Source organism: Myxococcus faecalis (assembly GCF_050039385.1).
GTDB lineage: Bacteria > Myxococcota > Myxococcia > Myxococcales > Myxococcaceae > Myxococcus > Myxococcus fulvus.
Genome location: NZ_CP144336.1, coordinates 9,988,621 through 10,001,704 on the forward strand (window position 1 = coordinate 9,988,621; position 13,084 = coordinate 10,001,704).

The 13,084-nt window shown below is 68.8% G+C and carries 10 protein-coding genes; 1 reads left to right on the forward strand and 9 read right to left on the reverse strand.

Features of this window, described 5'->3' with window-relative positions; genetic code table 11:
• Positions 1–2: 2 nt before the first annotated feature.
• The 9 genes from VZQ01_RS39910 to VZQ01_RS39950 form a co-directional block, all read right to left on the reverse strand.
• The gene (locus VZQ01_RS39910) at positions 3–212 is read right to left on the reverse strand and encodes a hypothetical protein (protein ID WP_223751808.1); all 210 of its coding nucleotides are present in this window, start codon (positions 210–212) and stop codon (positions 3–5) included.
• A gap of 1,886 nt (positions 213–2,098) precedes the next feature.
• Positions 2,099–2,965 carry a hypothetical protein gene (locus VZQ01_RS39915; RefSeq protein WP_426746244.1) on the reverse strand — a complete coding sequence of 289 codons (867 nt, stop codon included), beginning with the start codon at positions 2,963–2,965 and terminating at the stop codon, positions 2,099–2,101.
• Positions 2,966–2,968: 3 nt separating this feature from the next.
• A complete protein-coding gene (locus VZQ01_RS39920) occupies positions 2,969–3,358 on the reverse strand; it encodes a hypothetical protein (protein ID WP_046713998.1) in 390 nt (129 codons plus the stop codon).
• A gap of 15 nt (positions 3,359–3,373) precedes the next feature.
• A complete protein-coding gene (locus VZQ01_RS39925; RefSeq protein ID WP_426746245.1) occupies positions 3,374–4,744 on the reverse strand; it encodes a phage tail sheath C-terminal domain-containing protein in 1,371 nt (456 codons plus the stop codon).
• Positions 4,745–4,891: 147 nt separating this feature from the next.
• Positions 4,892–5,398: a hypothetical protein gene (locus VZQ01_RS39930; protein ID WP_426746246.1), complete on the reverse strand. Its 507-nt coding sequence runs from the start codon at positions 5,396–5,398 to the stop codon at positions 4,892–4,894.
• Between the two features lie 225 nt (positions 5,399–5,623).
• Positions 5,624–7,159, reverse strand: coding sequence for a DUF1501 domain-containing protein (locus VZQ01_RS39935; RefSeq protein WP_426746247.1), 1,536 nt, complete (start codon positions 7,157–7,159; stop codon positions 5,624–5,626).
• Positions 7,160–7,162: 3 nt separating this feature from the next.
• Entirely contained in the window at positions 7,163–8,830 is a 1,668-nt protein-coding gene (locus VZQ01_RS39940; RefSeq protein ID WP_426746248.1) for a DUF1800 domain-containing protein, read from the reverse strand.
• A gap of 102 nt (positions 8,831–8,932) precedes the next feature.
• Positions 8,933–9,406 (reverse strand): MEKHLA domain-containing protein, encoded by a 474-nt coding sequence (locus VZQ01_RS39945; protein ID WP_426746249.1) that lies wholly within the window; start codon positions 9,404–9,406, stop codon positions 8,933–8,935.
• Between the two features lie 29 nt (positions 9,407–9,435).
• Positions 9,436–11,178 carry a thiamine pyrophosphate-dependent enzyme gene (locus VZQ01_RS39950; protein ID WP_426746250.1) on the reverse strand — a complete coding sequence of 581 codons (1,743 nt, stop codon included), beginning with the start codon at positions 11,176–11,178 and terminating at the stop codon, positions 9,436–9,438.
• Positions 11,179–11,509: 331 nt separating this feature from the next.
• Here VZQ01_RS39950 and VZQ01_RS39955 point away from each other — a divergent pair, with 331 nt between their 5' ends.
• Positions 11,510–13,027, forward strand: coding sequence for a hypothetical protein (locus tag VZQ01_RS39955; protein ID WP_426746251.1), 1,518 nt, complete (start codon positions 11,510–11,512; stop codon positions 13,025–13,027).
• Positions 13,028–13,084: the final 57 nt, after the last annotated feature.

The window sequence follows — 13,084 nt, forward strand, 5'->3', positions numbered from 1 at the left end:
GCTCAGACCTCCAGTCCGTGGCGACGCGCCGACTCGCGGAGGATGTCCACCAGCGCGTCCTCCAGCGTGCGCCGGTCCATGCCCGTCGCCGTGTTGTCGGCGCCGACCTGCACGCTCACGTTGAACGTGTTCTGGACGGGGGCGCTGGTGTTGGGCTCGGTGCTCGGGGCGGGGACGGAGAGCTGTCGCGCGTGCTCCAGCAGCGGCGCCATCGCGTGGGAGACATCACGCGAGAGGGGGAGCACCGGCTGGGGGGAGGGCGCGGCAGCGGGCGACGGCGCTTCGGGAGGCGCGAACGTGAGTCGGGACTTGGGACGAGCGTGGGGAGTCGTGGGCGACGGCGGTGTGGGAGACAGCAGCTGCACGACGCGTGGGCGTGGGCCGACGTCCGCGCTCGTGGGAGTACCGCTCGCGGCGGGCGAGGGGAGGGGGACCTCGAAGGCTCGCTCGTGCGGAGCTGGGAGGGTCGTCGCATCGGCGACGAGCGGCGGAGCGGGCACCGCGGTGCTGCTGGGAGGCAGGGTTCGCATGAGCCGGACGACCTGTCGCTTCGGCGAGGCCGGGTCCGTGGACTTGACGGTGATGCGGAGTCCTTCCGGTGCGGGTCTTGTTGCGGCGGAAGCAACGGGCGTCCCGGCGGAGACCTCGGGCCCTCGGGGAACGCTGGCGTGCGGCGATGCATCGGGGCGCGGTCCCACGGAGACGGACAGGGGAGTCGTGGCCGTGCCGCTTCCGTCATCGCTCGCGAACATCGAGGCGTCGGAGGACCACCCCCTGGGAACAGGAGAGGCTCCGAGGGACTCGGACGCCCGCGACGCAACTCCGTGCTGCACGCGCGGAGCGTGTTCATGTGTCGCGGAGGCACCGGTTCGCACCGAGTCACCCGACGAGGCGTGAGACGCGGACGCTTCAGGGGAGAGCCCCCGAGCGGCGAGGGCGGCTTCGCTCGATGACGCAAGCGATGTGAGGTCGGATGCCCCATGCGCCGCATCACGGGATGAGGCCCAAGACGGGCTGGAGGCCGCTGCTCCATCTGCTGCGTGACTCGCGACGGGACCGTGCCGAGCCTCGCGCGTCGCAACCATCGAGAGGGCAAGAGCGCGCGTCCCGTGTGCTGTGTGACTCGCGCGCGAAGCGTGCTGCATCTCACGCGTCGCATCCGTTGAGAGGGCGAGGTCGCGTGTTCCCTGCGCAGTGTGACCAGCGGAAGGAGCCTGCTGCGCCTTGTGCGCGGCATCCGCCGAGGGGACGAAGTCGCGCGGCCCAGGCGCTGTGTGACTCGCGGAAGGAGCTTGCTGGGCTATGTGAGCGGCATCCGCCGAGGGGACGAAGTCGCGCATCCCAGGCGCTGTGTGACTCGTGGAAGGAGCTTCCTGGGCCTTGTGCGCGGCCTCCGTCAAGAGCGCGAAGTCGCGCGGCCCAGGCGCTGTGTGACTCGCGGAAGGAGCTTGCCGCGCCTTGTGCACGCCATCCGTCGAGAGGGCGAAGTCGCGCGGCCCAGGCGCTGTGTGACTCGCGGAAGGAGCCCGCTGGGCCTTGTGCGCGGCCTCCGTCGAGAGGGCGAAGTCGCGCGTCCCAGGCGCTGTGTGACCCGAGGAAGGGCCTTGGGGGGCCATGTGCGCGGCCTCCGTCGAGAGCGCGAGGTCGCGCGTCTCATGCGCTGCGTGACTCGCGGCCACGTCCTGCTGGATCTTGTGCGTGGCAGCCGTCGAGAGGCTGCTCGGAACGGATGCTTGGGACGCAAGCCCCCGCGTCTCAATCGATGGGGAGAGGGGTGCTCGTTGGGGCGGCGCCACGTCCCTCGACGAGAGGCCTGAGGGCACCTCGTGTCCATGCGCGGGCTTCAAGAGTGCTCCGTCATTCGCCATGACGAGCGCTCCGGACTGCATGTGGCTTGACGGGTTCGGAGTGCGAGCCAGGCGGGATGCGTCGGTTCCAGCCGTCGCGCTCGCGACGTTCTCCTCGGCTGGCCCGGGACGTGGCTCCTCGAGGGGGCGCGGGAGGGGCGCGCCGATCTGCCGCGCGACCCCTTCGAGTGCACGCAGCGCCGGGGTGCGCAGGCGTGAGGTCAGCTCCGCGGTGGTGAACGTCGTTCGCATCAGTCGTCCTCCACCTGGATGACCACCGCATCGGGAAGGTCGGACAGCCGCGGGGCCCGCGATGCGGGGGGCTGACGCGGAGGCGGAGCAGGAGGCTCCGTGAGCTTCAACATCGTCAGCAGTCGGTCCACCTCGGAGGCGGGCGTCGCCCAGACCTGGGCGGGAGTCCACCCCAGGGCACGGCACAGCTTCAGCGTCATCTCCGCGAGGACCCGGGCCTGCTTGCCGGAAGCCTCCAGCATCCGGTCCTCGGGACTCGCGGCGTCCGCGTTGACGGTGACCACCGCCTCCAGCAGCGCCGCGGTGGTGGCGCCGTCCAGCGACTCCAGCGTCACCGGGGGAGCCCACTCGACGACCGACGCGTCGAGCATCCCGCGCAGATACCGCTCCAGGCTCAGCTCGCGGGCGCCATCGGCCATCGTGACCAGGCTCGCCTCGAGCACCTGGGTGCGCTCGGCGAACGTCCATGGGCGCAGCCGGGCACGCACCTCGCCCACCTGCCGCCATCCCTCGGGAAGCACCCCGACGGACGGCTCGCGAAGTCCACACAGCGCCCACCACAGCGCGAGCGGCGCCAGCTCCGTGAAGCACGACTCCGGAACGCCCGAGTCCCGCAGCACGTCGAGCGCGAAGCCCTCCGCGTCGAAGTCCAGCCCCGCGCCCTCCAGCCGCGCGTGCGAGTCCAGCGCGCGCAGGTGCGCCCCGAAGCCCCACCGTCGGAGCGGGACGCGCTCCCCGGTGGCGACCTCCACCTCGATGCTCCGCGAGGAGTCCTCGGTGTGGAGGCGGAATCGCCGGCCGTCGATCTCGATGGAGAGCGACGCTCCGGGCGACTCCGTGTGTGGGCTCGCGGGCGCCTCCCTCACGGACTATTCCTCGCGCAGGCGGGTCGCCGTGAAGGCGTACGTCGTGGCGGCGCTGCCGTGGGCGTCCATCTGGAACGACTTGCTCTCCACGAAGCAGTCGTCGAAGGACAGGGTGCGCGTGTCGTCCGTGCCCTCGGTGCGCTTGAGGTTGGCCACCAGCTGGAACTTGCCGCGCGCGTCGAGCAGCGAGTCCAGCTTCACGGCGGCGGAGCGGATGACCAGCTCACCGATGACGGTGCGCAGGCCGAAGATGACGTCCACGCGCTCGTTGGAGCCGATGGCGCGGATGTCCTCGCGCTCCGTGACCACCCGGAAGGCGAGCGACTGGAGGCCGTCCACGGCCTCGCCGTCGACGAGGATGCTGCTACGGTTGGCTGAGAATACCGTTGGCATCGATGCGTTCCCTCATCAGACCTGGACCGTGATGGTCGCGTAGATGTAGTCGATGGCGCGCACGGGCCTGACGGCCATGTTGACCCTCACGATTCCGAGCGCGAAGTCCTGCTGCGACGAATAGACCTCCACCTTGAAGGCGGGGTCCTTGCCGTCGGTGGAGGGGACGATGGCGCCGTCCTTCTCCATCTGCACCAGCGCTTCCACCAGCTTCTGCTTCAGCGCGCTGCGCCCGTCCGCGTTGTTGAGCAACCCGATGAACAGGTCGCCCACCATCTTCAGCGTGCGCACCGCGCGGTCCGCCACGCGGCGCACGTTGATCTGATCTCCATCCGTCGTCAGGCCCCGCACGACGATGGTGCCCCGGCCGCGCTCCGTGACCACCGGCACCACGAAGGCCCTGAGCAGCGCCTTCTGCTCCTCCACGCTCAGGGACAGCTCGTTCAACCCGGACACGCGCTTGAACGTGGGCGACTGGTGCGGCGTGAGGCCGCCCACCATGCCCGCCACCGCGCCCACCACGCCGTGCGGCGCGACGAGCACGAACCTGTCACTCACCAGGTTGGAGGCCAGCTGCGCGGTCTCCTCCAGCGTCCCCGTGGGAGGAATCTGTCCGAAGCCCAGGCGCCCCTTGCTCTCGCCGCTCAGCGCGTTGCAGTGGCTGATGACGTCGCCATAGATGCGCGACAGCTTGGCCCTGTCCGTGAAGTCCTGCACCGCGGCCAGCACCAGGTCCACGTCGGGATGGTCCTTCAGCTTCCCCAGCGCCGCGGCGTACTCGTCCGGCGACGCGTCCTTGCCGCCCGCCAGCGTGTACGTGCCCGCCGTGGGCCAGCCCACGCCCTTCGTCGTGTCCACGCGGATGAACGACGAGGTGTCCAGTGTCGACACCAGCCCCGCCGAGTTCACGTTGCGCAGCACCTCCGCCGCGCCGCTCGCCGGGTGGATGACCTCCAGGTCGAACGACACCGTCTTGTCGATGTTGTCCCGGTAGCTCACCTTGACGGTGATGCCGTTGGCCCACGGGCCGGCGACGCGCGCCTGGAACGTCGCGCCATACTTCTCCCCGGTGGAGCCGGAGGGATACTTGCTCGCATCCGGCGGCGCGGTGATGGTCGCGCTCGTCCCCGCCGTCGCGGCGAGCGGCGAAATCACCAGCTCCGAGACACCGTTGTCCAATGCCTGTCGCGCCTCCGGGAGGCTGTAGGCGCTCGCGCGCCCGGCCACCTCCAGGAACCGCGACCAGCTGCTGGCGCGTATCACCTTGCCCTGGGCTGACTCCAGGAAGCCGGTGATACCGAGAACCCCAGACGGCGCGAGCTGTTGGGGCAACACTTCCTTGACGACCGTGACCTGGACACCGGGAATGATGAGACCTGTGGCCATACGCTCCCCGACCCTCGTGAGCGAGGGGGTATCGAACCCTGCTCAGGGTGCAGGTTCCCCGGACCGTGTCACTGGGCACACGCCCACCCCGACCGGGGCACGGTCCTATTCAATGACTGGTTGTTTTTGAGCCGACGACGTCTGGAATCAGGTATTGGTGGCGGGAATCTGCACGCCCGTCTTGCGCAGCGCCGCGAGCGTCGCCGGCAGCAGCGTGGACGCCTCGTTGATGAGCGCCTTGCCCACGTTGAGCAGCAGGTCGACGATGGCGACGATGTGCTCGACGCCCGCTCCCACGAAGTCGACGATGATGTTCAGGAAGCGCTGTCCCGTCAGCGCCAGGTTCCGCGCCGAGTCCGGTAGCAGATCCAACGTGGAGTTCACCAGGTCGCGCCCGGCCTCCAGCACGTTCTTGATGGAGTCCACCACGTTGGGGTCCATCAGGGGCTTGATGAGCCCCTCCACCTGCTTGAGCACCGAGCTCAACACGTTGCGCACCGGCGTCCAGATGACAGCAATCTTGTCGGTGATGGTCTTGAAACCCGAACCGCTCACCGCCAGATACAGCTTGTACAGCGCCTGCTCGACCTGGATGGCGATGTTGTCCACCGTGGCCAGGGCGTCGGATACGTTCGCCGCTGCGTCTGCTGCCATGGAATGTCCCCCTCGGATGATTTGAGTGCGCTCACGCGAAACATGAACGCACACGGAGAGTACGCGAAGGAACATTCGGGATTCAAGGTTTTATCGGGTAGGCAACAAAACAAGTCTTCATCCTACCGGGCTTGAGTTGTCGCAAGTGACCCATCCCACGTGACGTGAGGGGGAGACGGACGCGGGGGGACGTGGAAGGTCCACACCCGCGTCCACTCCGAGGGCTCAGGGGTCCGGAGTCAGGAAGGGAATCCGGTTGGCGCGCGCGGCCGCGGGGAAGCCACCCGTGGTCGCGGCGGCGGTATAGGCCGACAGGTTCGGGAAGGCGTGATCCCTGTCCGCGGCCCCTCCGAGCCCCAGCCACGACGCGAGCGTGAAGCCATACTGGTCCACGCAGAGTGAAGGCAGCCAGCGCCCCCTTCCATCCACGGAGTCGGGGTTGTTGGCATTGCCCAGGTCCAGGTTGGGATAGGTGCCATGGAGCCGGCGGCCCTGGACGCGATCACCCACGACGATGGCGTGACTTCCCCAGCCATGGTCCGTGCCCTGCTCGCCGTTCTCCGTGAGCGTCCGGCCGAAGTCGCTCATGGTGAACAGCGTGGCCTGGGGAGGCTTCGGGCCGAAGACGCCCTGGTCCTTCAAGAGGGTCATCGCCCGCTGGAAGGCATCCAGCGAGAAGTCGAGCTGGCTGAGCAGGGCCGTGTGGGTGGCGTCCTGGCCCGCGTGGGTGTCGAAGCCGCCGAGCCCCACGGAGAACATCTGTCGGCGCACGCCCAGCCCACCGCTCGTGACGGGCATGGCGCCCGCGACCAGGTCTCGCACCACCTGGAAGAGCTGCGCGGGCAGCGTCCAGCCGGAGGTGCCCGCGGGCGGGACGAAGTAGCCCGCGAGCTCCTCCTGGATGTCCTGGAGCAGGGCGCCCCAGGCCACCTCCCTCGCGGCGGTGCGCGCGGCGGAGAACGTCTGCGCGGTGGTGAAGATGCCGCCGTAGCTCGCCTGGAGCGTGACACCGTCGTGCAGCGCCATCACGTCCTCGAGCGCCTGGGCGCGCAGCGCGTTGAAGGTCGCGCCCTGGGCGGGGGTGAGGCCCAGCTCACCGGACGGTGACACCATGAGCGGCTGTCGCTCCGCGCCCGCGCTGAAGAGGGCCTTGCCGCCGAAGGACGTCACCTCCGGGTAGTCGTTGGGGTTGAGCTCGTGGAGCCGGTCCGCGGTGCGCCCGCCCCAGCCGGTGGCCTTGTTCTCGAGCAGCGGCGGCAGGTCCACCGTGGAGGGATTGGCGATGGCGCTGGCCCAGGCGTCCTGCTGGTCGGCGTGCGAGAAGAGGTTGTCGGGACGTGCCACGGTGCCCTGCTCGTAGTCCTGCTTGCGCATGGGCAGGGTGAGCGGGCCCACGTTGCACACGAAGGCGGCGCGCTCTGCCTCGAACAAGGCCTGGAGCTTCTCGAGTGAGGGATGGAGGCCATAGGCCCCGGCGGCCATGCCGATGGGGTTGATGGTGCGCAGCTCGTCGAGCGGAACGCGGAGCGTGGGGCGCGCGGCGGTGTAGTGCGCATGGGCCGCGGTGGCCGTGGGGATGAGCATGTTGTTGGCGTCATTGCCCCCCAGCAGGAAGACACACACCGTCGCGCGGTAGCCGTCGTAACCGGACAGCGTCGCGGCGGCGGCCTCTCCGAGCCACCGGGGGAAGGTGGAGGACATCGTCAGCGCGCCCAGGCCCAGCGAGGTGTTGCGGAGGAATTGTCGTCGTGAGTGGCCCATGGGTCACCTCTGGATCTGGAATTGGGGGGAAAGGGCGGTGAGGTACACGGCGAGCTGCCTCCTGCGCGTGGGATCCACGTCGTCCACTTCCGAGAGGGCGCTGGCGAGGACTCCCTGGAGGGTCGGGGACATGGTGCCGTGCAGCCAGTAGCGATTGAGCCACTGGACCAGGGCATTGGGGGTGGCTGGAAGGACGGTCAGGTCCACGAGCACGCCCTTGGTGGCGGTGCTGGACCTGAAGAGCAGGTCGTGCGTGACGTTGGCGCGCGCGGTGATGGTGGCCGTGTCGAGGATGGCGAACTCGGGGCCGAGCAGTCCTCCTCCTCCGGGCGCCGGAGCGTTGGGCGGGTAGTAGCTGAAGACGGAGGGCGGACGGGGCACGCTCTGGCCCATGGCCTGGCTCCACTGGTTCAAGAGGCCCCCGGGGTCCTGGGCCCCTCCGAGCGTGTCGAGGGTTGCGTTCAGCCCGCGGACCAGCGTGGTGACGTGGAGCGCGGGCGGACGCAGGCGCCCGAACGCCGCGAGCTGCGACGGCGGAGGCCCGGCCCCGCGAGCCTCGTCGTGCTGGAGGATGCGGCGGATGACCGCGCGCAGGTCTCCGCGTTGACCGCTGCCGTTGTCCTTGAAGACCTGGACGACGTCCTGCACGTACTCCTTGCTGGGGTTGCTGGTGACCAGGTGTTGGATGAGCTGCTTGCAGATGAAGGGCGGCAGGTTGGGGTCGTGGAAGATGTTGTCCAGCGCCTCGTCCAGGTGCTGCCGCGGGCCGGCGCCGGGCGTGGTCCAGAAGCCCCGGAGCAGCTCCCGGGACGTGCTGTCATGGTTCACCGCGCAGCCCATCATCGGCGCCGCGTACGTCGCGGGGTTCGAGCGGCCGATGGCGGGGCACGTGGGGGCCGCGTACGTCCAACCCGAGAGGGTGTGGGCGAAGGCCTCGACCTGCGCCTCCGTGTAGACGGGCACGGTGTTCCCGGACACCACCACGGGCTCGCCGTTCTCCTGGAGCTTGTGGAGGCCGAGCGTGAAGAGCTGGAGCAGCTCCCGGGCGAAGTTCTCGTTGGGCGCGATGGGCTGGCCGTTCGGCTTGAAGGCCTTGTTGTTCGCCAGGTCCAGGTACGTGCCCATGGCGGGGTGCAACGTCACGGCCTCCATCAACTGACGGAAGTCGCCGAACGCCCGTTGGTTGAGCAGGTTGAGGTAGCTGGCCATCGCCACGCGCGGCTCGGACTCCGGCGTGGACATGAGGTTGGGGATGCCGTTCTGCGAGACGACCATGACCTGACTCAGCGCGAAGGCCACGCGCTGTCGGAGCTGGTCCTGTCCATGGATGGCATGGTGGAAGAACTGCGAGCCCAGGTCCGGGGTGGCCAGCCCGTCGAACGTCGAGCGCGGCGCGGCGAACTGCTCGGTGATGGCCTGGCGGATGCCCACCGCCATCACATGCTCCACGGAGTCGCCGGGTGGCGGCGTGACGCCGTGGGCCAGTCGCGGGCCGAACGTCGCCTGCTCCAGGAAACGCAGCGCGTTGGGCTCGCTCGGCGTGTCGAGCGGCTCGGCGCGCTGCGTCTGTTGGCCAGGTGTCTGGGGTTGAGGGGTGTCGGGGTGGGGAGGTCCCTCGGGCACACAGGCCAGCGTGCACACGGCGAGGGACAACGTGAGGCGTCGAATCATCCGGGAGCGCTCCTTCAGCGGGGTCGTGAAAAAGGGGATGGAAATCCCCCGGAATCACAAAACACTGAAGTCGTGAAAAGGTTGCGTTCCCTGTGATATTTCCTAGGGGGGCGCGGGCCAGACGAGCGCGCCCATGCCGCGGTGGATTCCCTCGTCGTCGATTCGCCACAGCTCCGCGTCACGGATGCGGAACAGCTTCCCACCCTTGGTGACGCGGAGGCCGGAGTAACCCGTGATGGAGCCGCGCGCCTCGACCTCTCGAATCACGGCCGCGCGATGTTCCTGGCCATCGGGTGGCGCGCTGAGCCGAGCGGGCGTGCGGAGGAACTCCTCCGCGGAGTAGCCGAACTGCCGGGACGCGGCGGCGTTGGAGTAGAAGTAGAGCGGCTCTGCCTGGAGGCCCTGCGCCAGCAGCATGAAGGGCGCCTCGGCATGGACCCACGAGAGGCGGGTCGGGTCGGGGGCGTGCTCGAGGTCGGGCGGGCAGAAGCCGACGCCCAGGGGCTTGCCGAAATGTCGCTGATAGGAGGCGTCGAGCAACTTCAGGAGCGGCATCACTTCGGGGATGGTTTTCATCGGACTTTCCTCCGGGGAGTCGCGGCGGGTCAGAGGTTGCCGGCGCGGGGGTTGAGGCCAAGGACCTGTTCGCTGTCGACGGGGATGGTCACCAGGATGGACTGGCCCGCGCGAGCACGGTGGAGGCTCAGGATGGCGTCCAGGTTGGTGAGGTCTGGCTTCAAGTCGAACGCCACCCATCCACAGGCGCGTGCGATGTCACCGAACTCCATCTGTGTGAGCTGGGTGTGCCTGCGAGGACCTGGCAGGCCAGGGAGGATGTCGGGAAGGGCCTGCTCGACGATGCCGTAGCTGGAGTTGTCGAGCACGAACAGGAGCAGGTCCAGGCGACTCGCCTCGGACAGACAGCCCGCGAAGAGACGGAAGCAGCCGTCACCCGTGAAGCCGACGACGTGGCTGTCGGGGCTGGCTAGCCGCGCGCCGATGCACAGGCCCAGCACGTTGCCCATGGCCGAGCCCCGGTAGAGCGAGAAGAAGCGCGCGTTCGGATGGGGGCGCTGGGTGACGTATTGCCGGTCCTTGTAGGAGAGACAGACATCGTCGAAGCCGAGCGTCCCCGGGGCCCAGCGTTCATCCAGGCGGGCGAAGAGCTGGCGCAGGTCCACGCAGCCCGTGCGAGGGGGCCTTCGCGGCGAATGGTTGAGGTTCTCGGGAGCGGGGAGCGCCCGTCGGGTGCGCGGAGGTGCGTACTGGAAGTGCTCGACGAGCGCATGCAGCGCGCTGTCCAGGGGCGTCACCCACTGATGGAATTCGTGTCGGGCGCGGTGGCCGAAGCTGCCCTTGAGCTGCCCATAGCCGTCCTCGATGCCGGTGACGACGAAGGTCTTCCCCGCGGGGTAGGGCTGGAGGTTGACGGTGTATTCGTCCGGGCAGGCTCCGAGCACGAGCAGGACGTCGTCCTCGCCCAGGCTCTTCCAGAGGTCCATGGCCGCGTCATTCCCGCCGAAGGAGATGTAGCCGTGGCCCAGCGGGTTCCGCCGCTCGACGCCGTTGGCGCCGTTGATGCTCCAGACGAGCGCGGCCCCGAGTTGCTCGCACAGGCGCGTGGTGAGCTTCGGCGCCCGGGGGACACGCGCCAGCTCCTCACCAGCGAGGATGACGACGCGTCGCCCCTCCGCGGCCGCGTGGAATGACTTGACGAAGTCACGGACCTCCTCGGTCCTTGGCGTGGAGGGACGCAGCGGGGGGAAGTGACAGCTCTCCACGCCGGCGGGGAGCTTGAGGCGGTTGGGTTCGATGACGAGCACGACGGGCTTGGATTGCTGGAGTCTCTGCTGGGCTTGTCGGAGCTGGTCGACGACGGCGGTCCGCTGGTCGAGGACGAACACGCCTCCGGGGAGCTCCGCCTGGAGTTGGTGGATGATGTTGCTGCCTTGCGCGGAGGTGTCCTGGAGCGGGCTCAGTCCCTCGCTCTTCGTGGAGCAGAGGGGGACCAGGAAGACCGCGGGGATGTCATGCAGCTTGGCGTCGCTCAGACCGCAGGACAGGAGCTTGGTCGCGGCTCCCGTCGTCGCCACGCAGCACCCCAGCTCGCCCGTGGCCAGATAGCTCCCCAGGGGCGTGAAGCCCGCGGCGTACTCGCCCAGATTGAAGAAGCGGGGAGCCTCTTCGGGTCGTGGCTCCTCATCTCGTCCCGGGTGGGGCGTCAGGTGCTGGAGGAAGTGCAGGAGCCCGCCCCCCGTGACACCGGTGCACGTCGTGACGCCCCAGTCACTCAGCGCGCGCAGGACTACGTCATAGCCACTCAATTCGCCCGACGAGATATTTGTCATGGCGCAAGGCTAAGGGCGGATGCCTGTTTTTGCTCGTGGATGATTGTGTTTTCTTGTGGAGGGGATGTGTTGCTGCGGGCATGGTATCGGGGAAGTGTGTCTTTGGGGTTTTGAGGAGTGTTGAGAGGGTTTCCCGCACGGTGAGGTTCCATGCGGGTGTTTCGCGGAGCGCCGTGCGGGAGCCGCCACGACGTCTCCGGATGGACTCGTGGCGGGCCGCGTCATCTGAAAGTCATCGCGGGCCCGCGTGCGGGTCGAGGCAACAAGTTCGCGCGCCGGGCCGAGAACCGTCTTGTCAGTCATTTCCCTCAAGAGCCCAGGAGGTCTGCCCATGACCGCCCGCATCGATGGCAAGCCACGCCCGCACGTCGGGAGCACCCAGAAGAAGGAGGAGCCTTCGGCCGTGCCGGTCCGGACGCCCTCCGGGAACGGCGTCGCGGAGCGGGCGCGTCAGAAGGGCGTCGTGGATGCCTTTCAGGGAGCGCGGCTGAGCGAGCGTTCGCTGGCGAGCCTCGGCAATCCCACGGCGCTCGCGAAGCAGGGGGCGGCGTGTCCTGTCCCGGTGCTGACGCCCGCGGAGGAGGCGGAGGCGCGGCGGGCCATCGAGGAGGCGACGGGCCGCGAGGACCCGGAGACCATCGCGGAGTGGCTGAGGGCGCACCCGGACCCCGCGGAGCAGGCGGCGTTCATGGACATGCTCTTCGACTACGGCCCCACGGTGGGGAACATCCTCGACAACGCGGACGACCTGAGCCCGGAGGACCAGCAGCTCCTCTCGGACGCGCTGGACGCGGCCTACCGGCGGGGAGAGGTCACGCTCGAGGAGCTGAAGGAGGCGGTCGGCTCCCACGGGAACGGGACGTGGAGCGGCGAGTCCCACGAGATGTTGGCGAAGATCATCGCCGGGACGGGGAACCCGGACCTCATCAACGCCTACGTGGAGCGCGAGCTGGAGATCATGCAGGCCGAGAACGTGGAGGACCCCGCGCGAGCGGTGGCCATCGCCACGGCCCTCGCGAGCCTCCCGCCGGACGAGCTCCAGAAGTTCCTCGAGCGCAACCCGGAGGTCGTCTCGCGGGTGTTGAAGAACCTCGAGGAGCCCATCGCGCGCATGGGGACGGGGTCGTACGAGGCGCTCGGGAAGCTCCTGGACGCGGCCGGCGCCATCCAGCCGCCCACGCTTCAGTCCCTCCAGGTGTTCATGGACAGCATCCCGTACCTGGGTGAGAACGAGGAGTCCCGCGCCGCGGCGGCCCGGTTCTTCACGCGCAACGCGGATGCCATCCTCGCGTCCGTGGCGGACGCCTCTGGAGCCATCAGCAGCCAGAGCGCCGGGAAGCTCGCGGAGTTCTTCACGAGGACGCTCTTCACCGACCCTTCATTCGAGGGACAGGAGGCCCTGCACACGTTCGTGGTGCAGAAGCTGGGGGAGATGCAGAGGCGGCTGGAGACCGAGGCGACCGCCAATCCTCCTTCCCAGGACGCTCAGCGCCTGGCCCGGGGCATGGGCAGCCTCGTGGGCGCCATCGAGGGCGGCTTCATGCTCGCCGTCGAGGAGCTGGACGCGCGCAACGAGGCCACCGAGGGCCTGGTGGGGTTGATCTTCAAGGCCAAGGACCTGCTTCCGGACGTGTCGCTCCCCGTGATTGGGAGCGTGCGCGACCTCACGCTCGACCAGATCCAGGACTGGGTCACCGACGCGTTGAAGGAGCATCCGGATGACCCGAAGGATGCGATTCCCTTCCACCTGCTCTTCGGAGAGGCCATCTCCAATCCGCTGCTGGCGACCATCTACGAGACCGCGCGGGGCACCGCCCTGGACAACCGCGAGCTCGGCCTGGACGACTGAGTCCGGACGGGAACGACACGGCTCCGGCCCTCGAGTCGAGCGCCGGAGCCGTCGTGC